Annotated in this window: 20 protein-coding genes; 12 read left to right on the top strand and 8 right to left on the bottom strand. The window is 71.8% G+C overall.

Annotated elements, in window-relative coordinates; all coding sequences use genetic code 11:
- The first annotated feature begins 7 nt into the window (after window positions 1-7).
- Window positions 8-892: an aldo/keto reductase gene (locus tag MXD57_RS23010; RefSeq protein WP_250403655.1), complete on the top strand. Its 885-nt coding sequence runs from the start codon at window positions 8-10 to the stop codon at window positions 890-892.
- A 537-nt stretch (window positions 893-1,429) separates the two neighbouring features.
- Here the strand turns inward: MXD57_RS23010 and MXD57_RS23005 are convergent.
- The gene (locus MXD57_RS23005; RefSeq protein ID WP_250403678.1) at window positions 1,430-2,170 is read right to left on the bottom strand and encodes an alpha/beta hydrolase; all 741 of its coding nucleotides are present in this window, start codon (window positions 2,168-2,170) and stop codon (window positions 1,430-1,432) included.
- 445 nt (window positions 2,171-2,615) lie between these two features.
- Here MXD57_RS23005 and MXD57_RS23000 point away from each other — a divergent pair, with 445 nt between their 5' ends.
- Window positions 2,616-4,244, top strand: coding sequence for an alkaline phosphatase D family protein (locus MXD57_RS23000; RefSeq protein ID WP_250403654.1), 1,629 nt, complete (start codon window positions 2,616-2,618; stop codon window positions 4,242-4,244).
- A gap of 141 nt (window positions 4,245-4,385) precedes the next feature.
- Here MXD57_RS23000 and MXD57_RS22995 read toward each other — a convergent pair whose 3' ends face one another.
- On the bottom strand, window positions 4,386-5,054 hold the full coding sequence (locus MXD57_RS22995; protein ID WP_284505961.1) for a TetR/AcrR family transcriptional regulator: 669 nt from the start codon (window positions 5,052-5,054) through the stop codon (window positions 4,386-4,388).
- Window positions 5,055-5,113: 59 nt separating this feature from the next.
- Between MXD57_RS22995 and MXD57_RS22990 the strand changes: the two genes are divergently transcribed.
- The gene (locus MXD57_RS22990) at window positions 5,114-6,781 is read left to right on the top strand and encodes an FAD-binding oxidoreductase (protein WP_250403653.1); all 1,668 of its coding nucleotides are present in this window, start codon (window positions 5,114-5,116) and stop codon (window positions 6,779-6,781) included.
- A 273-nt stretch (window positions 6,782-7,054) separates the two neighbouring features.
- On the opposite strand, the gene MXD57_RS22985 is transcribed toward MXD57_RS22990, so the two are convergent.
- Genes MXD57_RS22985 through MXD57_RS22975 form a run of 3 tightly spaced genes read right to left on the bottom strand, consistent with a single transcriptional unit; the run spans window position 7,055 to window position 10,925 of the window.
- The gene (locus MXD57_RS22985; RefSeq protein WP_250403652.1) at window positions 7,055-7,837 is read right to left on the bottom strand and encodes an enoyl-CoA hydratase-related protein; all 783 of its coding nucleotides are present in this window, start codon (window positions 7,835-7,837) and stop codon (window positions 7,055-7,057) included.
- Window positions 7,838-7,857: 20 nt separating this feature from the next.
- Window positions 7,858-9,186 carry a hypothetical protein gene (locus MXD57_RS22980; protein ID WP_374114742.1) on the bottom strand — a complete coding sequence of 443 codons (1,329 nt, stop codon included), beginning with the start codon at window positions 9,184-9,186 and terminating at the stop codon, window positions 7,858-7,860.
- A complete protein-coding gene (locus tag MXD57_RS22975) occupies window positions 9,183-10,925 on the bottom strand; it encodes an amino acid adenylation domain-containing protein (protein WP_250403651.1) in 1,743 nt (580 codons plus the stop codon). Before MXD57_RS22975 ends, MXD57_RS22980 begins: the two co-directional genes overlap by 4 nt.
- 605 nt (window positions 10,926-11,530) lie before the next feature.
- On the opposite strand from MXD57_RS22975, the gene pnuC reads away from it, so the two are divergent.
- Together pnuC and MXD57_RS22965 are read left to right on the top strand one after the other, a co-directional pair.
- The gene (gene pnuC / locus MXD57_RS22970; RefSeq protein ID WP_250403650.1) at window positions 11,531-12,196 is read left to right on the top strand and encodes a nicotinamide riboside transporter PnuC; all 666 of its coding nucleotides are present in this window, start codon (window positions 11,531-11,533) and stop codon (window positions 12,194-12,196) included.
- Complete coding sequence (locus MXD57_RS22965) at window positions 12,193-13,311, top strand: AAA family ATPase (RefSeq protein WP_250403649.1); 1,119 nt, start codon at window positions 12,193-12,195, stop codon at window positions 13,309-13,311. The genes pnuC and MXD57_RS22965 overlap by 4 nt, the downstream gene beginning before the upstream one ends.
- A gap of 152 nt (window positions 13,312-13,463) precedes the next feature.
- On the opposite strand, the gene MXD57_RS22960 is transcribed toward MXD57_RS22965, so the two are convergent.
- Both MXD57_RS22960 and MXD57_RS22955 read right to left on the bottom strand, forming a co-directional pair.
- Window positions 13,464-14,690 carry a DUF6236 family protein gene (locus tag MXD57_RS22960; RefSeq protein ID WP_250403648.1) on the bottom strand — a complete coding sequence of 409 codons (1,227 nt, stop codon included), beginning with the start codon at window positions 14,688-14,690 and terminating at the stop codon, window positions 13,464-13,466.
- 38 nt (window positions 14,691-14,728) lie between these two features.
- Window positions 14,729-15,892 (bottom strand): hypothetical protein, encoded by a 1,164-nt coding sequence (locus MXD57_RS22955; protein WP_250403647.1) that lies wholly within the window; start codon window positions 15,890-15,892, stop codon window positions 14,729-14,731.
- Window positions 15,893-16,231: 339 nt separating this feature from the next.
- Between MXD57_RS22955 and MXD57_RS22950 the strand changes: the two genes are divergently transcribed.
- The 3 genes from MXD57_RS22950 (at window position 16,232) to MXD57_RS22940 (ending at window position 18,092) form a co-directional block, all read left to right on the top strand.
- A complete protein-coding gene (locus MXD57_RS22950; protein WP_250403646.1) occupies window positions 16,232-16,798 on the top strand; it encodes a thioredoxin family protein in 567 nt (188 codons plus the stop codon).
- A complete protein-coding gene (locus MXD57_RS22945) occupies window positions 16,789-17,343 on the top strand; it encodes a hypothetical protein (RefSeq protein ID WP_250403645.1) in 555 nt (184 codons plus the stop codon). Before MXD57_RS22950 ends, MXD57_RS22945 begins: the two co-directional genes overlap by 10 nt.
- Before the next feature lie 335 nt (window positions 17,344-17,678).
- Complete coding sequence (locus tag MXD57_RS22940; RefSeq protein ID WP_250403644.1) at window positions 17,679-18,092, top strand: VOC family protein; 414 nt, start codon at window positions 17,679-17,681, stop codon at window positions 18,090-18,092.
- 822 nt (window positions 18,093-18,914) lie between these two features.
- Here MXD57_RS22940 and MXD57_RS22930 read toward each other — a convergent pair.
- Entirely contained in the window at window positions 18,915-19,385 is a 471-nt protein-coding gene (locus MXD57_RS22930) for a MarR family winged helix-turn-helix transcriptional regulator (RefSeq protein ID WP_250403643.1), read from the bottom strand.
- A 138-nt stretch (window positions 19,386-19,523) separates the two neighbouring features.
- Here MXD57_RS22930 and gap point away from each other — a divergent pair, with 138 nt between their 5' ends.
- The 4 genes from gap to MXD57_RS22910 all read left to right on the top strand — a co-directional run bounded on the left by gap (window position 19,524) and on the right by MXD57_RS22910 (window position 24,412).
- Window positions 19,524-20,528 (top strand): type I glyceraldehyde-3-phosphate dehydrogenase, encoded by a 1,005-nt coding sequence (gene gap / locus MXD57_RS22925; RefSeq protein WP_250403642.1) that lies wholly within the window; start codon window positions 19,524-19,526, stop codon window positions 20,526-20,528.
- 185 nt (window positions 20,529-20,713) lie between these two features.
- Window positions 20,714-21,910, top strand: coding sequence for a pentalenolactone synthase (penM, locus tag MXD57_RS22920; RefSeq protein ID WP_250403641.1), 1,197 nt, complete (start codon window positions 20,714-20,716; stop codon window positions 21,908-21,910).
- Window positions 21,911-22,048: 138 nt separating this feature from the next.
- The gene (gene ptlH, locus MXD57_RS22915) at window positions 22,049-22,900 is read left to right on the top strand and encodes a 1-deoxypentalenic acid 11-beta-hydroxylase (protein WP_250403640.1); all 852 of its coding nucleotides are present in this window, start codon (window positions 22,049-22,051) and stop codon (window positions 22,898-22,900) included.
- 57 nt (window positions 22,901-22,957) lie between these two features.
- Complete coding sequence (locus tag MXD57_RS22910; RefSeq protein ID WP_250403639.1) at window positions 22,958-24,412, top strand: MFS transporter; 1,455 nt, start codon at window positions 22,958-22,960, stop codon at window positions 24,410-24,412.
- The last annotated feature ends 80 nt before the right edge of the window (window positions 24,413-24,492 follow it).

The following is a 24,492-nucleotide window of genomic DNA, read 5'->3' as shown; positions in this document are numbered from 1 at the left end:
GGCCAGCATGCAATACCGCACCATCGCCCACACCACCGTCAGTGCCATCGGCCTGGGCGCCATGCCGCTGTCCATCGAGCATCGCCCGGACGAGACGCGGGCCATCGCCACCATCCACGCCGCCCTCGACGCCGGCGTCACACTCATCGACACCGCCGACAGCTACCACTGGCACGCCGGAGAGGTCGGCCACAACGAGCTGCTGATCGCCCGCGCCCTGGCCCGCTACGGCGGCGACACCTCCGGCGTGCTGGTTGCCACCAAGGGCGGCCGCGGCCGCCCCGGCGACGGCAGCTGGACGGTCACCGCCAACCCGGAACATCTCAAGCTCGCTGCCGAGGCGTCCGCCAAGCGCCTGGCCGTCGACGCGATCGGCCTGTACCGGCTGCACAAGCCCGACCCCGATGTGCCCTGGGCGGAGTCGGTCGGCGCCCTGCGCGACCTGCTCGGCGCCGGCACCATCCGCGCCGCCGGCATCTCCAACGTCACCACCGCCCAGATCCGCGAAGCGCATGCGATCCTCGGCGACGGACTCGTCTCCGTGCAGAACCAGTACTCGCCGGCCGTGCGCGACAGCGAGGCAGAGCTGCAGCTGAGCACACAGCTGGGGCTGGCATTTCTTCCCTGGAGCCCGCTGGGCGGCATCGCGCGCAGCTCCCTCGACGGCCCCTCCGGGCCCACTTCGGTCGGTACCGCCTTCCATCGCATCGCAGCCGAGCGCGGCGTCAGCCCGCACCGGATCGCCCTGGCCTGGCTGCTCGCCCGCTCCCCGGCGGTGATCCCGGTACCGGGCGCCAGCCGCCCTGCCTCCGTCACCGACTCGGCCAAGGCCACGGACCTCGAGCTGAGCACACTTGAGCTGACGCAGCTTCAGGACGCGCTGCCAGGCTGAGGTGGGTCACGGGATGTCGCTCGTCGTCCTTGACCGCCGGCTGGGGCGTGGCCCACTTCCCCGCACCGGCAGGGTCGCCGGCCGACCGAGGTCGAGGCGAGTGCCCCTCTCCAGACGGAGTGTTCCGTACGGGTTGACGTTCGACCGGAACAAGAGGGTCGGGCCGCACCGGTCCTCGTCGGTCAGCTTCTTCGCCCGGCCGGGTTCGGCGAGGATACGCCGCACCAGCAGGGTGTTGACGTGCACGAGCGCGGACCACAGCAGGCGCAGGGCGCATCGAGGTGTCGGCGTGCTCCTTGTCGGGTCCGGTCAGGGCGCCGTCCCTGCCGTAGTGGAGCACGGTGTTCGCGCCGTTCGGCAGCCTGCGAAGCTTCGCAGACGTCGAGCAGTTCACGACTTCGGGCCGTGCGGGCCCCTGCCGGGAGTCTGGCAGGGGCCCGTGCTGTGGAGAGCCGACGAGGGCCGGGACCCGTCCCCAGATGGCCAGCGTCCTGGCCGACACGGCTTACCGTCCGCTGGTGGCCTGACGGCCCGGCGTCACTTCAGGTGCCGGGCGAGGAATCGGCCCGCTTCGTCGCCTGCGGACTGCGGGACGCCGGTGTGCCCGCCCATGTTGGCGTGCAGGGTCTTCTCCTTGGAGCCGAAGGCGTCGAACAGGTCCAGGGCCGCCTGCCGGTCGTTCCCTTCGTCGTCCCACTGCAGCAGGACGTGCAGCGGAATGGTGACCTGGCGGGCCTCCTCGAACATGGTCCGGGGGACGAAACTCCCGGCGAACAGAACAGCGGCCGAGATGCGCGGCTCGACCACCACCAGCCGGGTCCCGATGGAGATCACTCCCCCCGAGTAACCGACCGGGCCGCCGATCTCGGGCAGCGACAGGAGGGCGTCCAGGGCGGCCTGCCATTCCGGGACCGATTTGTCGACGAGCGGGAGGACGAGGGCGTCGATGATCTCGTCGCTGACCGGATCGCCGGCCTCCATGGCCCGGCGCAGGTCGGCGCGGGCCTGCTCGGCGCCGGGCCAGCGGGGCCGGTCGCCGCTTCCGGGGAGCTCGATGGTAGCCGTGGCGAAGCCGTCCGCCGCAGCGTGGCGGGCCCGAGCCACCAGCCGGGGGTACGTCTTGCGCAGCACGAGAGGAGGGGGGCTGAGCAGGATCAGCGGCGCCGGTGCGGACGCGGATGCGGATGCGGGCGTCCACAGGATGCCGGGGATCTCACCGAGGGTGAATTCGCGCTCGAGGACAGCGCCGTCGAGACGCCGTTCAGAAGTGAAGTGCATGGTCGTGCCTTTCGGGAGTGCCATTGAACGGCGCTCCCGGACGACCTATTGCCCGACCGTGACCCCGGAGGAGAGCACCCATGTCGATACGTTCACGGGTACCACCTCCTCGCTCTCTTGCACGGCCTCCGGAAACGTAGCAGTGGCTGCCGTGGTTCCGCCAACGGGATTTCGCGGAGGCTTTCGGTGCTCGAATCGGTGGCGGACGTGCGCTTCCTGACCAGTGACAGGCGGGACTCCGACGCCCTGGATGGCTGAACCACCCGACAAATCTGATTCCGCAGAATGCCGGACCGGGGAAAGCGGCCGTCGAGCTCGAAGAACTTCAGCATCGAGCGAATCCCAGCCGCGTCGCGCCCACGGCTCATGGGTGGCGCGGACTCCGGCTTCCCCTGTTGCGCTACGGTCGTTCCGTTCCCTATGCGCGAGACAGGAAGGCGATCAAGTGGCCGAACTGCGCCTGGGACCACTGCTGAGGTGCACCGACGGCTCGTTCGCCACGGTGTGGGTCGAGACCAGCGAGTCCTGCACGGTACGGGTGCGCTGCTCCGACGGCGCGGTGGGCACGGCTTCCACCTTCCAGGTGGCCGGGCACCACTACGCGCTCGTCACGGTGACCGGCCTGCGGGCCGGTACGGCACCCTCCTACGAGGTGCTCCTGGACGGCACCACGGTGTGGCCCCTTCCCGACTCCCCCTTCCCGCCCTCGGTCATCCGTTCGCCCGCCCCCGGCGACGCCGTCCGCATCACCTTCGGTTCGTGCCGCTGGGCCACGCCCCCGGCCCACGGCAGGGATCCGGTCGGCCCGGACGCCCTCGACACCCTCGCGACCCGTCTGGCAGCCGACCCGGACGCCGAGCGGCCGGACGTACTGCTCCTGTTGGGCGACCAGATCTACGCGGACGAGACCTCCGAGCAGACCCGGCGCTGGCTCGCCGGCCGCCGCGACCTCGAGCGGCCGCCCGGAGGCCAGGTCACCGACTACGAGGAGTACTGTCACCTCTACTACGAATCCTGGCTCGACCCCGAGGTTCGCTGGCTGCTGTCCACCGTGCCCAGCCTCATGATCTTCGACGACCACGACATCGTCGACGACTGGAACACCTCCGCCGCCTGGCTCGCCGAGATGCGCACCACCGACTGGTGGCAGGAACGGCTGCTGAGCGGCCTGATGTCCTACTGGGTCCACCAGCACCTCGGCAACCTCTCCCCCGCGGAACTGGCCGACGACCCCACCTGGGCCGCCGTCCACGCAGCGCCGGACGGCACGCCGGCACTGCGCGCACTGGCCGAACGGGCCGACGCCGACTCAGCCTCGGTCCGCTTCAGTTACCGTCGCGACTTCGGCCAGGTCCGGATCGTGATGGTGGACTCCCGGGCCGCGCGAGTCCTCGCCGAGGAGCGGCGCGCCATGCTCGACCCCGGCGAAGCCGCCTGGCTGCGCGAGCAGGTACTGCCCGACGGGCAGGCCTACGACCACCTCCTGATCGGCACCTCCTTGCCCTGGCTCCTGCCGCACCTGGTCCACGACACCGAGACCTGGAACTCCGCCCTGTGCGCCGGGGAACGCGGCGGGCGCTGGGCCCGCTTCGGCGAACGGCTGCGTCGAGGAGCCGACCTGGAGCACTGGGCTGCCTTCCCCCGCTCCTTCGCCGACCTCGCCGAGCTCATCGCCGAGGCCGGTACCGCCCCGGCCGCCCCCGCGACCGTGTGCGTCCTGTCCGGCGACGTCCACCACGGCTACCTCGCCAAGGCGTCCTGGCGGTCCGGCGGCCCCCACCTGCCCGTCGTCCAGCTCACCTGCTCGCCCGTGCACAACTCCGTGCCCCTGATGATGCGGATCGGCTTCCGCTTCGGCTGGAGCGCACCGGCCCGTCTGCTGGGACGCCTCCTCGCCCGGCACGGCCGCTGTCCCCGGCCTCCGGTGAGCTGGCGCAAGCAGGGCGGCCCCTGGTTCGGCAACCAGTTGATGACCCTGACTCTGCGCGACCGCTCGGCCCGACTCCGTCTGGAGCGCACCACCTCGAACGCGACGCTCCACACCGTGCACGAAACCGTCCTGACCGACGACTAGTGCCGCGCCAGTCAGGGGTCGCCCGTCGCGGAACGGTGGTTGCGATGTGGGCGCGATCGTGCTCGTCGTACCGGGTGGCGCGCGCCCGGGGCGGCAGCAGCCGCCCTTGCTCCCTCCTGCCGCCCACCGATTCCGCACGTTTCAGGCACCGTTCCGGATGGCCGCGAGCAGGCGGGCGCAGCGGGCGCTCATGTCCTGCGCGGACAGTTCGGGGTGGGAGATCCACCAGCCGAGCAGTGCGCTGACGGTGCCCGTCCAGATGTGCTTGAGCGCGTCCGCGTCCCGGGCGTCGTCGTTTCCCTGGGCGTGCAGCAGGGCGGCCGTGCCGGCGGCTGCCAGTTCGTCGACGGCCTCGCGATGGCGTCGGGCCGCGCGCCAGGGTTCGGAGCCGGGCGGGAGGGTCCGGTCGTACAGCACGAACCAGGCGTGCCGCTGCCCTTCCAGGGCCTGGAAGAGTGCGGTGAGCACGGTGTGGGGCAGCCCGCTCTCCGGTGGCTTCGAGGCCATGGCCCGTTCGATCGCCTCGAGCAGCTGCGGGCCGATGCGGTCGACGCAGGCCGTGCAGAGGCCGTCCTTGGAACCGAAGTAGGTGTACAGCAGGGGTTTCGTCACGCCCACGCGGCGGGCGATCTCGGCCATGGACGCCGCGGCGTATCCATGCCGTCCGAACTCCTCCACGGCCGCGCCGAGGATCTGCTGTTCCCGGTGGACCCGCGGCACGCCCTTGGTCCCCGCGCGTGCTCCCGGTCGGTTCCGTTCCCGATCGCCGTCCGGCGGATCCGGTGGGGTCGAGGTTCTTGCGGTTGCCATGACAGAACTATACGTTGCAGTAACTTACCAAGAGGTAAATTACCGAGAGGTCAATTGGCATGTCCGACACCACCACGACGAAGGCGCCCTCTGCCGGCTGCACCCCGCGCCGCTCCTGGTGGGGCTGGGGCACCGAGAACAGGGCCCTGTCCGGCGCCGAGTGCACCGCCCTCGGGCGCCTGCTCCCCGGCGCGGCGACCGCTCCGCTGCCCGTTCCCGACGTCTCCGCGCTCACCCTGCCGAAGGTGCGTGTGGCACCGCCCACCGCACTCGACCCGTTGATGTCGGCCGCACCCCGGGACCGCGCCTCGCACACGTACGGCAAGGCGTACCGCGACGTGGTCCGCGCACTCCGGGGGGACCTCGCGGCGGCACCCGACCAAGTCGCCCGCCCCCGCACCGAGCAGGACGTCATCGACATCCTCGAATGGGCGGCGAGCGCCGACGTGGCGGTCGTGCCGTTCGGCGGCGGCAGTTCGGTCGTCGGCGGAGTCGAGTACCGCGCCGGCCGGCATCGCGGCGTGGTGTCCCTGGACCTCTCAGCGATGGACCAGGTGCTGGAGATCGACAGGACCAGCCGCGCCGCGCGAATCCAGGCCGGCGTGCTGGGGCCCGCCCTGGAGGCGCGGCTGAGACCGCACGGACTGACCCTGCGGCACTTTCCGCAGAGCTTCGAGTTCTCCACGCTGGGCGGATGGCTCGCGACGCGGGCGGGAGGCCACTACGCCACGCTCCACACCCGCATAGACGACCTCGTGGAGTCGCTGCGTGTGGTGACCCCGGTCGGAGTCAACCAGTCGCTCCGGGTACCGGGGTCGGGCGCGGGCCCCTCCCCCGACCGGCTGTTCCTCGGGTCCGAAGGCACGCTCGGTGTGATCACCGAGGCCTGGATGCGACTCCAGGAACGTCCGCCCCACAAGGCGTCTGCCACGGTCGTCTTCGACGACATGCGTGCCGCCATGGACGCGGTGCGCGCCGTCGCGCAGTCGGGTCTGCACCCGGCGAACTGCCGACTCCTGGACCCGGGGGAGGCCGCCCTGGCCGGAATCACGCACCAGGGCGAGAGCGTCCTCGTCCTCGGGGTGGAGTCGGCACACGCCCGCGTCGAGGAACGTCTGGCCGAACTGCTCACCCTCGCCCGTGACCACGGCGGCACACCCACCGTGGGGGAATCCGGCGGCGCGGACACTGCCGCGGACACCTGGCGCTCGGCCTTTCTGAGAATGCCCTACCTCCGCGATGGGCTCGCCCGTATGAGCGTGATCAGCGAGACCTTCGAAACGGCCTGCACCTGGGACCGCGCACCGGAGCTGTACGCATCGGTGCGCCGTCGGCTGGCCGAGGTCCTGAAGGAGGTGACGGGCACGGCCGGCACGATCAACTGCCGCTTCACACACGTCTATCCGGACGGCCCCGCGCCCTATTTCACCGTGATCGCACCGGGCAGGCGCGGCGCGGAGGTGGCGATGTGGGACGAGATCAAGTCCGCGGCCATGAACGTCCTCCACGACCTCGACGCGACCGTCACCCACCATCATGCGGTCGGCCGCGACCACCGGCCCGGCTACGACCGCCAGCGCCCGGAACCCTTCGCGCTGGCCCTGCGCGCCACGAAGCGGGCGCTCGACCCGGCCGGCGTCCTGAACCCCGGTGTACTGCTCGATCCCGCCCCGCTCCAGGATCTCGGCGACACAGCTCCTGCGCCGCCGTCCGCGCGGCACAAGTGATCGGCTCCGGGACGAGATCGGGTGGACGGGGCGCCGGCACTACGGTTGCGGAGCGTGGGTCACCCGGTGGGCAGGGTGCCCAGCCGGACCAGGTCGTGTCCGCGAGGTCAGTGGGGCGTCGGCCTGTTCGCGGTGCGCGGTCCTGGGCTGACGGATGAGCCGTGGACGGTGATCGAGCCGCCCCAGGAACGAACCGCTGCCGGAGTGCCAAGAGCTCTGCCGGACGGCTGAGCCTTCCCGGTGCCCGGCCGGAGCGGGCACCGGAGAGGCTCGTCAGCGCCCGGTGAACGTGGGCGGGCGCTTCTGGAGGAACGCCCGCATGCCTTCCTTCTGGTCCTCGGTCGCGAACAGCGCGTGGAACGAGCGGCGCTCGAACCGGAGTCCGTGGCTGAGTCCCACCTCCAGGGACTGGTCCACGGCCTCGCGGGCCGCGCGCACCGCGGCGCGGCCAAGCCCGGCCACGGTGGCGGCGATCTCGGCCACCTCTCCCGCGAGTTCGGCCGTCGGCACCACCCGGGAGACGAGGCCGGCGCGTTCGGCTGCCTCGGCATTCATGCGACGCCCCGTGAGGATGAGGTCCATGGCCTTGGCCCGGCCCACGAGACGCGTCAGCCGCTGCGTCCCGCCGATGCCGGGCATGACACCGAGCAGGACCTCGGGCTGACCGAACACCGCCCGGTCGGACGCGACGACGATGTCGCACATCATGGCCAGTTCGCAGCCTCCGCCCAAGGCGTATCCGTCCACTGCGGCAATCTTCGGGGTGCGCAGGGCGGCGAATTCCTCCCACCGGGCGAAGTAGTCCTCCTGCGCCATCTCGGGAGCCGATCGATCGGCCATCTCCGCGATGTCCGCGCCTGCGGCGAACACGCCGTCGGATCCGGTGACGACGAAGCACCCGACCGCCGGGTCCTCGTCCAGCGGGGCGAGCGCGCCGAGGAGTTCGTCCAGCAGCGCGCTGCTCAGCGCGTTGCGGACGGCGGGACGGTGCAGGTGGACGGTGACCACGGCCCCGTCCCGCTCGACGACGATGTGGTGCGGTTTGCGTTCGTTCACTGTGTTTTCCCTCCCGCGGGTCAGGAGTCCCAGATCGCACCGTAGGCGGGGATGCCCAGGCGCTCCAGACCGTGGACCACCTTCCAGGTGACGTGCTTGTTGGAGATGCAGATCACGGCTTCGGCACCGCACTCCTGCCGGGCTTCGCAGGCGAGCCGCACCATGTCCGGCTTGCCGCGTTCGGAGGTGTCCCAGACGGTGGCGTCCGGTTGTGCCGTCAGGATCTCCTCCACCAGTGCGTCGCCGTAGGTCTCCCGCGGGGACCGGGTGACCCACACCAGCCGGGCGGGCACCTCGGCGGCGAGCAGGTGCGGCAGGCACGGGCCGATCCCGCTGCCGGTCGCCACGTACAGCACCTTCGTGAACAGCGTCTCGATGTTCGCAACGCCGGCCGTGGTGATGCCCTTGACCCAGACGTGCTCCGGGGCGTCGTCGATGAACGATCCGGTCCAGTCGCCGGCTCGCGACACGGTCAGGCGGAAGCCGCTGCGCCCGGGCGCGGGTACGTTCGCGAACGAATGCCACTCCCGGAGCGGACGGCGGCTGATCGCCGTCGACGAGCCGGCGAACGGGGTGTGCCCGTGGTCGAAGCCGACCAGTGCCACGTGGGAGGACGGCCGTTCGACCGTGATCGGCACCTTGCGCAGACGCAGCCACGGCAGGACGACGCTGAACGTCACCAGCGCCAGCACCCAGGTCTGCGGAGCGGTGAGCGGGGTGCGGCCGTCCCCGTGCCCGAGCAGCAGGGTGTGCCACCAGAACAGGGCGAGCGCCGTCCAGCCGCCGAAGCGGTGGACCCTCTCGAAGACGTCGTGGAACCGGCCGCGCACCGGCGGCAGCGCGGTGATGACCAGTACGACCAGCAGGACCGCCAGGGCGTGGGAGACGGCCAGCAGGACCGGGTCCGCGCCGGACATGGCCAGCTTGACCAGCAGCGCCGTGAACCACGCGGTGCCGCACACCGCGCCGCCCACGTGCAGGCCCCCGAAGTGGTAGACCTTGCCGAGGGTCCAGCGCAGCCGCAGCGGCCAGGAGACGGGGGCCGCGGTGGCCATCCGGAACAACGCGTTGATGACGTACTGCTGCCGGATCAGGACGGCGAGGGCGAGGTTCGCCAGTACGGCGTCGGCGCACGTCCGCGGGTCGGTCCCGCCGGCCGCGGCGGCTCCGGCGACGATGAGGTTGACCAGTACGACGAGGGCGATCAGCCGGTTGTAGTGCATCAGACGCGGATGCTTGAGCATGCGGCGCAGCGGCGGCAGCGGGTCCGGAAGTCCGGCCGCGGACTCCGGGGTGGCCGGGTCGTGCCGGTGACCGCGTGCCCGTGTGGGCGGGGCGGAGGACGTCATGCGGTGCCGCCCTGCATCGCCAGCCGGCGCAGCGCCGCCTTGTCGACCTTGCCGCGGTCGGTCTGCGGCAGGTGCGGCAGACGGTGCACCGCGGTGGGCACGCAGTAGTAGGGCAGCGCGTCGGCGACGGCCGCGCGGGCCGCGTCCGCGTCCACCGTGGCGGGCGTCACGAAGGACATCAGGGTGCGGTCGTCGGTCTTGAGGGTCACGGCGCGTTCGCAGCCGGGCACCGACTCCAGCACGGTGGAGACGGCGTCCAGTTCCACTCGGAAGCCGCGGATCTTGACCTGGTCGTCGGTGCGTCCCAGGTGCTCCAGTTCGCCCTCGGCGGTCCAGCGCCCGAGGTCGCGGGTGCGGAACATCAGCCGTGAGCCGCCGAGAAACGGATCGGGTGCGTAGCGCTCGGTGTTCAGGTCCGCGGCGGCCAGGTACCCGGCGGACACACCGTCGCCGCCCGCCCACATCTCCCCGACCTCGCCCGGCGGGCAGAGCCTGCCGCGCGGGTCGAGGATGTAGACGGTGTTGTTCGGTGTGGGGCGGCCGATCGTCAGCGACGGGGCGGCGGGGCAGTGCCGTTGGAGCGTGTTCACGATCGTCGTCTCGGTCGGACCGCAGCCGTTGTAGAAGGTGCAGCGCCGTGCCCAGGTGTCGGCCAGCGTACGCGGACACGGCTCCCCGGCAACGGCGACCACCCGTACCCGCGCGCAGTCACCCGGGTCGATCGCCGCCAGCACACTGGGCGTCGCGATGATCACGTCCGCGTCGCGCACCGCCGCCGCGGTGTCGGTCCCCCGCACGACCAGGGTCGCCCCGTGGGCGAGCGCCCCGAGGATCTCCCACGCGGCCATGTCGAAGGCGATGTTGAGGATCTGGCCGACCCTCCAGCCGGGCCGGATCCCGAGGTCGCCCGGAGCGGTGAGCAGCAGGTTGCACACGTTGCGATGGGTGACGGCGACCCCGTTGGGGCGACCGGTCGTGCCGGACGTGAACAGCACGTAGCAGACGTCATCGGGGTGAACGGGGCGCAGCGGCCGGAACCCTGGGGTGTGCGGGGGCAGCGGCTCCTCGAGCGTCCTGTCCACGGCCACCAGCCGGGTGCCCGGCGGCACCGCCAGCTCGCCCTCGTACGCCGACGTGGTCAGCACCACCGTGATGCCGGCGGTCCGGACCACGTGCTCCACCTGCGCGGCTGGAGCCTGCCCCGCGTCCTGGGGCACGTACGCGGCACCGGTCTTCAGTACCGCGAGGACGCCGACCAGCATCGGCAGCGAGCGCCGCAGGAACAGCCCGACCCGGTCGCCGGGGCGCACACCCTGCTCGGTGAGCAGCGCGGCGAGCCGGTTCGCCCGTGCGTCCAGCTCGCCGTAGTTCAGCGTGCGGCCCTCGTGTTCGGCGGCCGCCGCCAGGGGCCGGGCCGCGGCGAATTCCTCGATCGGATGGTGGATGCAGGAGTGCGAGGGTGCGGCCGCGGGGCCCTGGCCGAACTGGTGGAGCAGCCACCACTGCTCCCTGGGCAGATGAGCCAGGGAGGCCGGGTCCCACGAGAGTCGCGGAGCGTGGGGGTCGGGGGGACGGTGACCGCCGAGAGCGGCATCGGCGGTGCGGCGCGCCTGCCAGGGTATCGCGGCGTTCAGGGAAAGCTGCTCGATCATCTCGAACTCCCGGAGCGTGGATCGGTCGAGGACGCGGCGGCGGACGGTGGCCCTCCGCGTCTGCACCAAGAACACCAGTCCGGTCACGCGGTGGAGGGGGTGACCGGGCCCCGCGTCAGACTTCTGTAATGGGTCGCGGCGGTGGCCTCGTGGGCGTCCCTCACGTTCGCGGCCGACACGGATCCCGTTGATCCTGCGTCGCGCCAACTGGGCTTTCGGGTAAGGGATTTCACGGTGATGCGAAACGGGTCGGGCGCAGTGGCGGGATCCGCCCGTGCGCCTCGGGCCGCGAGGGATGGTCAGGTCTGCCGGCGGATGCCTCAGCCGGTCCGGGCACCTCTCCGGAGGAAGCCTGGGGTGCCTTCCCTCAGAGCGTCCGCGTGATCGGCGGACACGGAGCGGATCCCTGCCGCCGCGGCTTCCCGGGTCGCCGAGTCGCGGAGAACCGCGAGCGTGGCGCGTTCGGCCTCGATCTCTCCGCTCTCCCCGGGGCCCGGTGGGGGCATGCCCCTGGGTTCGGTGACCCGTGTCCCGGGATAGCGGGACGCCGAGCGGCATGCCGTGGGTGCGTGAGCCGGCCGTCGACGAGGTGTGAGCGTTCCGGCGCTGCGCGGATCCGCCGGAAAGGGCTTGGCAGGCGACGACTCCACCCTTTATCGTCATGCTGACATTTACTGGGCAAGGAGCTCTCGATGGCTGTCGGCGACGTCCTGGGCGACATGGTCGCGCCCCTGAACACCGTGCTGTTCGGTTTCGGCCGCGATGCCGTGACCTGGGCGGAGCTGCTCGGCTTCGCCACGGGTGCGGCCTGCGTCTGGCTCACCGTCAGGGCGCGGATCGCCAACTTCCCCGTCGGCATCGCCAACAACCTGTTCTTCCTGGCCCTGTTCTGGAGTGCCCGGTTGTACGCCGACGCCGTGCTGCAGGTCGTCTACCTGATGCTCGCCGCCGTCGGCTGGTGGACCTGGCTGCGCGGCGGCGAACGCCGCTCGCCGCGCCGGATGGGCCATGCCTCCGCGCGCACCATCGCCGTGCTGCTGCTTCTGGCCGTCCCCGCGACCTGGGGCCTGACCGTGGTCCTGACCCGCGCCCAGGACATCGCACCGTTCTGGGACGCCCTCACCACCGTGCTTTCACTGGCCGCCCAGTGGCTGCTCAACACCAAGTCCTGCGAGAACTGGTACTTCTGGATCGCCGCGGACGTGGTCTACATCCCGCTGTACTTCGCCAAGCTGCTCTACCTGACCGGCATCGTCTACATCCTCTTCCTGACGATGTGCCTGCTCGGACTGCGCAACTGGCGCCGGCAAGTGGCCGTCGGCCGGTCCACCACCGCAGCGGCCCCGGTGCGGGCGTGACCGCCCCCTTCGGCCACGGTCTGGTCATCGGCAAGTTCTACCCCCCGCACGCCGGTCACCACTTCCTGGTGCGCGCCGCGGCGGAGAGCTGCCGACGCGTCACGGTGGTGGTGATGGCGGCCGATGTGGAGTCGATACCACTGGCGGACCGGGTCGGCTGGCTGCGCGAGGCGCACGCGGACCGTCCCCATGTGGCCGTCGCCGGTGTCGTCGACAACATCCCGGTGGACTACGAAAGCGACAGCGTCTGGGCGGGGCACGTCGCCCTGATGCGTGAGGCGGTGGCGGCCGCCGCGCACGCGGCCGTCCCGGTGGACGCGGTGTTCACCTCTGAGCCGTACGGCGGCGAACTGGCACGCCGGTTCAGCGCGGCGGACGTCCGCCTGGACCCGCCACGGGAGACGTTCGCGGTCTCCGCCACCGCGGTCCGCGGCGACCCGGTGCGCCACTGGGACGCGTTGGAGCAGCCGGTACGGGCCTGGTTCGCCCGACGGGTGGTGGTGCTCGGCGCCGAGTCCACCGGCACGACCACGCTCTCCCGCGACCTGGCCGAGGCGCTGCGCCGGCGTGGCGGTCCGCACGCGCTGACCCGCTGGGTTCCCGAGTACGGGCGTGAACTCACCGTCGCCAAGCTCGCCGTGGCCCGCGCGCTGGCGGCCCGCCGCGGCCTGCCGGAGCCCACCGTTTTCGACCTCGGGTGGAGCGACGCCGACTTCGAGGCCGTCGCCGCCCGCCAGTCGGCCGACGAGGATCGTGCCGCCCGAAACGGCGGGCCTGTGCTGGTGTGCGACACCGACGCGCTGGCCACCACCGTCTGGCAGGAACGCTACGTCGGCCGGACCACCGAAGCGGTGCGCCTGCTCGCCGACGCCATGCCGCCCAGAGCGCTGTACCTGCTCACCGGCCACGAGGACGTGCCGTTCCAGGACGACGGTCTGCGTGACGGTGAGGAGTTGCGGCCGTGGATGACCGAACGGTTCCGCAAGGTTCTCTCCGGTCGCGGCGCGCCCTGGCTGGAGGTGCGTGGCGACCGCACGGCCCGGCTGGGTCTCGCCCTGGAGGCAGTCGACCGGCTGCTCGATGAGGGCTGGGGCCTGGCCGCCCCGCTCGGCTGAGACGGCAGGGTGATCGGCTCGACCGGACTGCCGCTGCCTCCGCCCTGCCGGGTCGGGGAATCCCGCGGGATCCGCGGGGACAGCACGGACCGGCGCGGCCACCTCTCCCGGCGGTGCGACCGGCCCGGCGTCCACTCCCCCGGGTGCGGGCGTCAGCCGCGCGCCGCCGGGCCCGCGATACCGGTCATCCGGTGCAGGGTGCGGGACAGCAGGCGGCGCTGGCTGAGGGCGTTCCCGGTGTGCAGCAGGTACGCGGCCGGACCCGCGGCGGTCATGGCCGTGCTCCGTGCCTGTCGGGAGGTGTGGCCGATGGCGAGCAGCCCGAACCCGGCGGCCACCGCACCGGCCACGAGCGGCTGGCCGGCGAGCCAGGCGCCGCCGGCCAGCGTCACACTGGAGGGAAGTTGCGTCTTGACGTTGACGGCGGCCGTCGCGACGCCGAGGTTCATCCCGGCCAGGCACTGGCGTAACTCGGCCAGCGGGACGGCAAAACGGTCGTTGACCTCGTTCCGCAGATAGGCGTCCAGGGTCCGGCCGTCCGGGATGTCCGCCAGGGACGCCAGTTCGGCGGCGGCCTGGCCCACGGCCTGGCGGAAGGCGAGGAATTCCCGGCCGTGGCGTCGGCGCAGCCGCACGATCTGCTCGGCGGACACCCGGTCGATGTCCGCGGGCACCACCAGCCCCAGGGCGAGGATGCCGACGCGCTCGGCCAGGGACGGCCCGGCCGGCGCGGTCGCCCGCACGGGTGTCCGCAGCAGATACCCGGCCAGCAGGTCGGCCGACCAGCCGTTGGCGAGGGCGAACGCATGAGGCTGGTCGGTGGTCGGTTCCAGGTGGTTCGCGGAGGCGAACTCCTGCGCGAGGCAGCTCATGTACAGGGAGACGAAGCGCTCGCGCAGGACCAGCCAGCGCGCGTCCACCTCGTGCGACAGGGTCAGCCGCCCCCGGACCGCCAACCCCGCCTCCACCAGGGCCCGCGCGAGGTCGGGGCGGATCTGGCTCTCGTGGAGCGCGGCCACGCGCGGTCGGTGGGGCGCCGCGGCCGAGGTACCCGAGACGGTGTGGTCGAACGCGGCCATGTCGCGCTGCTCCACGCGCAGTCCGGCCCGCAGGGCGCCCTCGTGGCCCGCGAGCAGTTCGAGGAAGCGCGGTGCGATGGCGTCCATCGCGGCCGTGGGGCCGGCGTTCTGGATGAAGCCGGCCTGGTCGGCCAGAACGCGCACGGTCCGCGAGTCGCGCGTCGCATAGTCCTCGGGGACGATGCGCACGATGGCGGGCCAGTACAGCGCGGACATCTTCAGCCACCGCTCGTCGCGGACGTGGAAGTACGGGTAGTAGAGGCCGAGTCCGGGTGCGGGGCCCGGCGCGGTGACGGTCAAATCGTCGTCCTCCGGTCTGCGATCCGCTGGGGCCGGTGCTACGCGGCCGCCGCGAGCCGGTCGAATTCGGCCCTGTTCCTGTCGAGCTGTGCGCGGTAGAAGTCGGCGTCCGCGTCGAATCCGCGGGTGCGGGCGTAGTCCAGGCAGAGTCCCGCGCGGTGCAGGGTGACGATCGTGCGGAAGAGGTCCCTGGCCCGGCGGTCCTCCCCCTCGTCCGAGGCGATCGTGGTGACGTGGTCGCGATTGCTGTTGAGCATGACGGCCTCGATGGTGTGCATCGGACCGCGGCCCGGACCCCCGGCGTCGTCCTCCCTCATGCCGAGGATCTGGAAGAAGGGCCCGCGCAGCAGCACCTCCTTCTCGTACGCGTACTCCGACAGCCCGTGCACGGGCACGGCGCACATCGACGTGACGGTGCTCTCCGGGAACGCGGAGCGATAGACGTTCAGGAGTTCGGGCGGCAGCCCGGCGACGTCGATGCTCCAGAGCAGTGGACGGCGATCGGGCAAGCGCCTCGCGGTCTCCCGGGCGAAGGCCGTCGCCTTCGCCCGGCTGCGGCTGGCCGACATCATGGCCAGGGGAACGGAGAGGTAGCGCTGCTCGACCGGGCCCGCGGCGGCCCGGGCGAACGCCGCCAGTTCCTCGGCGGTGACCGCCATGCCCCGGTAGACGGTGCCCTGGAAGTTGTCGGCGGTGCGGTGCGTGTGGCGGTAGTTGAACAGGTCGATGCTCAAGAGCTCCACGAGGAACGCGGCGCTGCGCAGGGCAACCGGGTCGCCGGTCAGCGACACAGTGCGGAACGCGGTGTTGATGGTGCTGAAGATGCGCTGGTACCCGGCGTCCGACGTGTAGAGGCGGACCGCGCTGTAGTCCTCCGGCTGCGGACCGCCGTCCACCCGGCGGTCGGCCCAGTCCTTGGTGCTGGCGAAGAGGTCCGCCAACTGGCCGTCCAGTCCTGGGTCGTCCGCTCCCGGGGAGTCAGGACTCACCCGCTCCATGTGGGCGCGCAGTTCCGCCATGAATTCGGGGTAGCGGTCCCAGTGGATCCGGATGTGGTTGATCGCCCGCCGCACCTCGGACATCCGGCTCTGCACGTTCGTCCCGGAAAAGAACGGGCGCCGGTCCTCCAGCACTCCGCTGGTGCACAACGGCTGGAGCTCCGACCACCCCGAGAACCTGCTGAGGCTGCGTTCCGCTGCCACGGTCCCTCCCCTCCCGGCCATGCGCTGACGGGCCGCGCGGCTTCGGCCTCCCCATCGTAGAGGCGCACCCCGGCACGGTGTCGGTGTTTGCCCACGGCGAGGGTCCGCCCGTGGTGTGCCCGGCGGCGGGCGCGACTCCCGGGGTGCCGTCCGGGAACCGCCTCGGCTCCGTGCCGCGGGCGGGACGCTCATCACGGGTCGAACATCGGTGCGCCTCACCTGTCGAGGGCGTGATTGGATCATCCCTGGGCTTCGGCACCGGAACACGGCCGCATAAAGGTGGTGGCGCCCTGCCGGCCGGCGGCGGCCGGCACCACCGGAGAGACAACGAGGAGACATATGAGACGTCACCTGTTCCCGATCACCACGCAGTTGACCGGAATCGCCCTGCTGGCGCTCACCGGTTGCGCCGGAACGACCGCCGCGTCCCATGAAACCCCTCCCTCCGCCACGGCCGCGCGCGACACCCGGCCGGCGGAGACCACACCGTCCACGGCGTCCGCCACACCGGCGAAGCCCGCGCACGGTTACGACGCGCACGCACACGCCGCGGCGGACATCGAGGCCGCCCTCGCGGCGGCGAAGAAGGACGGCCGTCCCGTGCTCATCGATTTCGGCGCCGACTGGTGCCTGGACTGCCGTGTCCTGGGCGCGCGTTTCGAGGAACCCGGGCCGTCCGCGGCGCTTGCGAAGTACCACGTGGTGAGCGTCGACGTCGGCGAGTTCGACCGCAATCTGGATGTGGCCGGGCGCTATGTGAACCTGCGGACGAGCGGCATACCGGCGCTGGCGGTCCTCGACCCCGCCTCCGGCCGCACCAAGACCGCCACGAACCGTGGTGAGTTCGCCGACGCGCGCACCATGTCGGCCGATCAGGTGGAGGAGTTCCTGCGGCGATGGGCATAGTCGCCCGGCTCCGCGTCCGCGGAGCGCACACGAGCACGGCGCTCACGCTGGCGATGGCCGTCCTTGCGCTCACGGGTTGTGCGGGGGCGGGGGAAAGCGGCCCGGCGGCCGTGGCCGCCCCGTTCTCGGCCGGTGGCGTGGCGGTGTCGGTCCGGGTGGAGTCCGGTGACAGCGGCCTGCGGGTCCTCGCCGACCTGCGGCCGGAGCGGCCCGGCTTCCACCTGTACAGCCTCGCCCTTCCCGACGGGGGCGTCGACGGAATCGGCATCCCGACCCGCATCCGTGCGGGGGGCGCCCTGCGCCCCACGGGCCCGGCGACCACCGACGCCCAGGAGCGCGTGCTGCGCCCCGCGGGCCTCGATGTCCGGCTGCCGGTCTACCGGGACGGCCGGATCACCCTCGAACTTCCGGTGCGGCGCGTCGGGGGCGCAGACGCTGACCGTGCGCGGGTCGTCCTCACCTACGGCGCGTGCAGCGAGCGCGAAGGCTGCCTGCTGCCCGTACGCGACCGTGCCGTCCCCCTGAAGCTCCAGCCGGCGGGCTGACAGGGTACTTCCCGGACGCGAACGGCGGCACCCCGGTCCGGTCCGTCGACGACGGCGCGGGGAGGGCGGAGGCGCTCTCCTTCACCCGCACCGCGTCCGGCACCGGACCCTGCTGCGTCAAGACCGAGGCCTGCCGCGTACCCGGCCCCGAGACCTACGCCTGCACCCTCACCAGGAGCGGAGGCCGCCCGGGTGCATCCGTTCGCCTGCGGCACCCCTGCGACCCGCGGCCGGCGAACCAGTCGGCCGCGGGTCACACCCCGGGCAGGGCGGAGCGCATCCCGTGGCCCGCCATGCGGCGAAGGAGGAGTGAACCCCGACCACCGGAGGCCACCATGTCCGACCGAGCCGGAGCACGACTCCACGCCTACCTCGGTTACGACGATCCCGACGCGGCCCTGGAATGGCTGACGGCCGTCGGCTTCGAGGTCACGACGCGGCAGGACGGGCCCGACGGAAGCGTCGTGCACGCCGAGGTGCGCATGGGCGAGATCGTCCTGATGATCGCGAGCGCCGACCGGGACCACACGATCGCGCCCTTGCGCGGGACCAGCAGCGGCAGCGGCCTCTACGTCTTCCTGCCCGAGGCCCCCGACGTCGACGACTGGTACCGCCGGGCGGTCGACGCCGGCGCCCGCGACGTCATAGCGCCCGAGAACACCCCCTGGGGCAGCCGCAGGGCACGGGTCCTGGACCCGGAGGGCCACGAGTGGAGCGTGGGCGACTACCGGCCCGGTCGGACCTGGTAGCCCCCTCACCGTATCGGCGTCGCGGGCGTGAGGCGGGTACGAGGCCGTACCGGTCCAGCGCATCCGGGGGCCGCCGCGGAGCCGAAGAGGAATCATCGACTCATTCCACACTCATCGGATCTTCTGTCGACAACGGGACACGCCATCGGACGGCGCCGGGAGCGACCGTGATCGTCAAGAAGCTGCACGACGCGGGCGTCACGAGTGAGCACGCCCACCTCGCCGCGACCGCGTCCATCGGGTTGTCCCTCGTGTCGTGGCCGACCTCCAGCAGGATCGAGGACCTGGAGCGCGCCGACCGCTGGGGCATCTTCGTGGGTGAGGTGAATGGACCCCCACCCTCTTCGCACTGGGGCTCGCTCCGGCCCACCACGAGAGCCGGGAGCAGCCGGACTGGACGGCGCCTTGGAACCGACAGCGCCACCCACCGGTGCGGGGTACCCCGAACCCCTATGCGCGGCCCACGGAATGAGCCGCAATCAGCGCCGGGAATTGAGGCGCCGCGCCACTACGGGATGAGGGGCACACCATTTCCGACGGCTTTTGCGGGCACCGCTCGACCGGGCGACAGTGGGCGTCCGGCCCTTTTCGGAGCGGCAGGTAGCCGGTGACCGGGCCCGGCGTTCTCCGGCCCGGGAGGGCTCGGGCCGGTCCGGTCCGGATCCACCGTGGTCGCGGCCGCTCGCCGAGGGCCGCGACCAGTGGGGCGCCGGGGCCCGGCAGCCGGCCGCCCGGCGGCGTCCGCGCCGCAGGACGCGCGGGAGGGGAACCCTCGCCGTCGGGCCACGGGCACGGCCGAGGCCTTTCGCCGAACGGCGGCCCCTACCGTCCGGCCTGTCCGGCCTGGGTACCGAGTTCCGCCAGGCGGGTCAGGGCGGGCAGCGCCGCCGCGATCGCCTGCCGCTCCGCCGGAGTCAACTGGGCGATCAGCGGGATCAGGTGACGGCCCCGGTCCTCCTGCCTGGACCGGCCGACCCTTCGGCCGCTGTCGGTCATGTGGACGAGGACGGCGCGTCCGTCCGTCGGGTCGGGGCGCCGTTCCACGAGCCCGTCGCGCTCGAGCCGGGTGACCAGTTGGGTGAGTCCGGGCTGGCTGATCTGCTCGGTCCTGGCGAGTTCGGTCAGCCGCTTCGGACCACCGACGGCCAGCGTGTCCAGCACGGACAGCGTCGTGAACGACAGCTTCTGCACGGCGGGAAGCCGGATGTAGTAGCGATTGAAGTTCTCGATCGCCGCGATGAGGTCACCGACATCCAAGTCGGTGTTGCTGTCGGCACGCTGAGTAGGAGTCACCCTGGAAATGTATCGCAGACTTATATAAGCTCCTGATCGATTGCGGGCCGGCGCCTCGTCCAGGCGCACGGTGTGCATGGCACCTCGGCGCAACGGCGCGTCAATGGACTGGTAGAGCGCTAGGTGAGGAACACACCAATGACTGTGCGAATCGGCATCAACGGCTTCGGGCGCATCGGTCGCAACGTCTTCCGCGCGGCGGCCGCGCGGACGTCGGAGCTGGAGATCGTCGCCGTCAACGACCTGGGCGACGTGCCCACGATGGCCCACCTGCTCGCCTACGACTCGATTCTGGGGCGCTTCCCCGAGGAGATCACCGCCGAGCCCGGCGCGATCCGCGTGGGCGACCGGACGATCAAGGTCCTCGCCGAGCGTGACCCCCGCGCCCTGCCCTGGGGTGACCTGGGGGTGGACATCGTTATCGAGTCCACGGGCATCTTCACCGACGCCGCCAAGGCGCGCTCCCACGTCGAAGGCGGGGCGAAGAAGGTCATCATCGCCGCTCCGGCCAGCGGCGAGGACTTCACGGTGGTGCTGGGCGTCAACGACGGGGACTACGACCCCGCGCACCACACCATCGTCTCCAACGCCTCCTGCACCACCAACTGCCTCGGCGTCCTGGCCAAGGTGCTGCACGACGCCGTCGGCATCGACACGGGCATGATGACCACGGTCCACGCCTACACGCAGGACCAGAACCTCCAGGACGCCCCGCACAAGGACCTGCGCCGGGCCCGGGCCGCGGGCCTGAACATCGTGCCCACCTCCAGCGGCGCCGCCAAGGCGATCGGCCTCGTCCTGCCGGAACTGGCCGGCCGGCTCGACGCCTTCGCCCTGCGCGTGCCCGTCCCCACCGGCTCGGTCACCGACCTCACGGTCACCACCCGCCGCGGCACCACGGTGGAGGAGGTGAAGGAGGCGTACGCGGCGGCGGCCGCGGGACCGTACAAGGGCCTGCTCTCCTACGTGGACGCGCCGTTGGTGAGCACCGACATCGTGGGGGACCCCGCCTCCTGCGTCTTCGACGCCGGACTCACCCGGGTGTCCGGGCCGCAGGTCAAGGTCGTCGGGTGGTACGACAACGAGTGGGGCTACTCGAACCGCCTCATCGACCTCTCACTGCTCATCGGGTCGTCGCTGTAGCTCCCCGCCGACCCGGCGTCTGCACCACCCGTACGTCAGCAACGGTCGCCCGCCGAAGCGGCGGACGACGTCCCGGCGCGCCCGTGAACGGCGCGCAGCGCACCCGGCGCCGCCGAGGCCACCGGCGTGCCCGAGTGCCCGGATGCCCGACGAAGCCCCTGCGCGACGCCACGAGGACAGACTCCATGAAGGAACTTCCGAGCTTACCCTTCGACAACCCGGACATAATCGGCATCGCCCCCCAGATGCTCGCACTGCAGCGGGAGGGGCCGATCACCAGGGTGCGGACCCCCGGCGACGACGCCTGGCTGGTCACACGCTACGACGAGGTGCGGTCGCTACTGGCCGACCGGCGGCTCTCCCTCAGCGATCCCAACCCGGAGCCGTCGGCCAAGAGCGCGGCCCGGGCCTTCATGGTCGCCCTGATGGCCGGGGACGACCACGAGACCGAAGCCACCCGGCACGCGCAGATGCGCGCCCTGCTCGTCCCCCGGTTCACCACGCGCCGGATGCGCCTGATGAAGACCAGGATCGAGCACCATGTGGACGAGCTGCTCGACCGGTTGGCCGCCGACACTCCGCCGGTGGACCTGCACCGCGCCCTGTCGTTCCCGTTGCCGACCATGGTGGTCTGCGACCTGCTCGGCGTGCCGCTCGCGGACCGGGAGCGGTTCGGGCTGTGGGCGAGGGGCACGTTCGACCAGAGCGACAACCAGCACTCGGCGAACACCTTCCAGCAGGTCGTCGACTACATGCTGGAGTTGGTGGCGCGCAAGCGCGTCGAGCCGGGCGACGACATCCTGTCCGAGCTGATCGCCGACACCGACGGCGCCCTGTCCGACGCGGACATCGCCCAGTTGGGCAACGCCGTGCTGCTGTTCGGCTACGAGACCACCATCGTGCGCATCGACCTGGGCACCCTGCTGCTGCTGCGCAACCCCGCCCAGCGGGCCCTGCTGACCGAGGATCCCGGACTCGCGCCGGCCGCGGTCGAGGAGATCCTGCGCCTGGGCGTCGGCGGCAGGGGATCCAACGCCCTGATACCCCGCTACGCGCACGGCGACATCACCGTCGGGGAGAAGGTGATCCGGACCGGGGACGCCGTGATGCTGGCCATCGGCGCGGCCAACTACGACCACCGGGCGTTCCCCGACGGCGACCTGTTCGACGTCACCCGCAACAAGCCCAGGTCGCACCTGGCGTTCGGGCACGGCGCCCGGCACTGCATCGGCCGCACGCTGGCCCGGATCGAGCTGACCGCGGTGTTCGAGCGGCTCTTCCGCAGGCTGCCGAGTCTCCGGCTCGCGGTGCCCGAAGAGTCGCTGCACTGGCAGGAGCACCGGATCACCGGCGGGTTCGACGAAATACCCGTCACCTTCTGAGCGGTGTCGCGCGAGCGAAGTCACACCCGGCCACCCTTCATGGTCACAGGTGGCCCGCACCGCACGGTCGAAGCCGTCGGCCCGCCCGGATCTCTGCCGCTCCTCCCCCACGCACAGACGTCACGAGGACAAGGAACCATGCCGGACACTTTCAGCGACTACGTCGACTGCACACCCCTTCTCGACGACCGTGAGGCCCTCGACCGGTTCTACGACGAGCACGGCTACGTCTATCTGCGCGGCGCCCTGGACGGCGAACTCGTCGCGACCGCCGCCGAGCAGATGCTCGAGGGCCTGGTCGCACTCGGCCACGCCGCCCCCGGCACCACCCTGGACACCCTCTCCATAGAGTCCTACGAGGCGGTCGACGAGGTGGCGATGCACGACCACGTCAGGTACGACGACCTGTGGAACCACCCCTCGACCCTCAAGGTCTGGGAGAAGGTCTTCGGCGAGCCCGTCTTCGTCTTCAAGTCGACGACGATCCGCTACTACCCCTCCGCGCCGGACACCGCGGAGCCGAGTTTCCTGACGCCGCTGCACCAGGACGGCTTCTACATCGGCCCGAACAAGGACTTCCGCACCGCCTGGATACCGCTGCTCCCGACGACCCGCGGCACGGGCGGCGTCGCCGTCGCCGACGGCAGCCACAAGAAGGGGCCGCGCGAGCACGTCGTCACCGAGAGCTTCCGCCGCTTCGGCCACCCCGTGCGGGGCATCCCGGCACAGGAGTTCGGCGCGGACGAGCGGCTGCTGTTCTCACCCATGGAACCGGGCGACGTGATCGTCTTCCATGCCTTCATGTGCCACAAGTCCCTTCCGAACGTCTCGGTGGACCCGGCCGCCATGCGGATGTCGATGGACACCCGTATCCAGCCGGCCTCCTCCCCCCGCGGGTTCAACGCCCTGACCCCCTGGCCGGAGTCCGCGAAGGACGCCTCCAAGGGGATCATGTCGAAGATCACCGGCACCCCCACCACCACCGAGTGAGTCGCCGCCTCCGCACCGGCCTCAACCGTCCCCCACAAGCGCCAGGGTAGGCAGCGCATGACGAAACGCGAGGGTGTCCCCCCTCTGACGGAGCCCGACGCGACACGGCAGCCCACGGCCGGCCCCGCGCCGTCCGCTCCCGGGCTCAGCGGTGTCGCCCTCGTGGTGGTGCTCACCGGATACGCCCTGTCCATCGTGGACGCCTCCATCGTCAACGTGGCGCTGTCCTCGGTCAGTGACGACCTCCACGGCGGCGCTGCCGCGCTGGAGTTGGTGGTGTCCGGCTACGGCCTCACCTACGCCCTCGGACTGGTGCTGGGCGGACGGCTGGGCGACGCCTTCGGCAGACGGCGCGTGTACGCCTGCGGGCTGGCGGCGTTCACCCTCACCTCGGCGCTGTGCGGGCTCGCTCCGACCATCGAGCTCCTGGTCACGGCCCGGCTGCTGCAGGGCGCCGCCGCCGCCATGCTCGTGCCGCAGGTGCTGGCGACGATCCAGGCGGTCACCGAGGGGCAGGCGCGTGCCCGGGCGATCGGCATGTACGGCGCGACCGCGGCCCTCGGCATGGTCGTCGGGCAGATCCTGGGCGGGCTGCTGGTCTCGCTGGACGTCGCCGGGATCGGCTGGCGGTCGGTCTTCGCGATCAATGTGCCGGTCGGCGCGGCCGCGCTGCTGGCCGTCCGGCGCGTCCCCGCCACCCGGGCCGGCGCGAAGCCGGGCTTCGACCCGGTCGGCACCCTGCTGTTCGGTGTGACCATGGTCTGTGTCCTGGCCGTGGTCGTGGCCGGCCCCGACCTGGGCTGGCCGCTGTGGCTGTGGGCGCTGCTCGCGGTCGCCGCGGTGGCGGCGCTGGCCCTGGTCCGGGTCGAGCGCGGGCTGGAGGCGCACGGCGGCTCGCCGCTGCTGTCCCCGTCGGTGCTGTCCCGTCCCGGGATGCGCAGAGGGCTGGCGGCGATGGTGCCGTTCTCGGCCGGCTTCGGCGCGTTCCTGTTCGTCTACGCGCTGGTCGGGCAGGGGCACTTCGGTCTGGACGGGCTCGCCTCCGGCGGGGTGCTGGTGCCGTTCGCCGCGGCGTTCTTCGTGGTGACGCTGTTCACCCCGAGGATCGCGGCGGCCCTCGGCGGCCGGATCGTCACCCTGGGCGCCGTCGTCCAGTGCGCGGGTCTGCCGCTGCTGGCGCTGGCGATCGGACTGGGCTGGCCACACCCCTCCCTGGCGCTCGTGCTCGTCGGGATCGGCCTGTTCGGGGTGGGCGCGGCGCTGACCGGTCCGGCGCTGTTCCGGATGATCCTCGCCGACGTGCCCCCCGCCCAGGCCGGCATGGGCAGCGGTGTGCTGGTGACCAGCCAGCAGATGGCGACCGCGCTGGGCGCGACCGTCGGCGGAACCCTGTACGTCTCACTGTCCGGCTGGCTGTCGACGGTGTCGGCGGCCGTGCTCGTCGTCGCCCTGCTGGTGTGCTTCACGATGACCGTACTCGTGATCAGTCTGAAGCTCCCCGACCCGAGATGACGCGGGCGCCCCTCGAACGGCGCATCCGATCCGGACCCTCTCGTCGGCGAGGGCGCGCCGTCCTTCGGCGTTCCCACGCG

The organism is Streptomyces cellostaticus (genome assembly GCF_023630175.1).
Lineage (GTDB): Bacteria > Actinomycetota > Actinomycetes > Streptomycetales > Streptomycetaceae > Streptomyces > Streptomyces cellostaticus_A.
The sequence above is the reverse complement of the archived record's forward strand: the minus strand, read 5'-3'. Positions and strand labels throughout refer to the sequence as shown.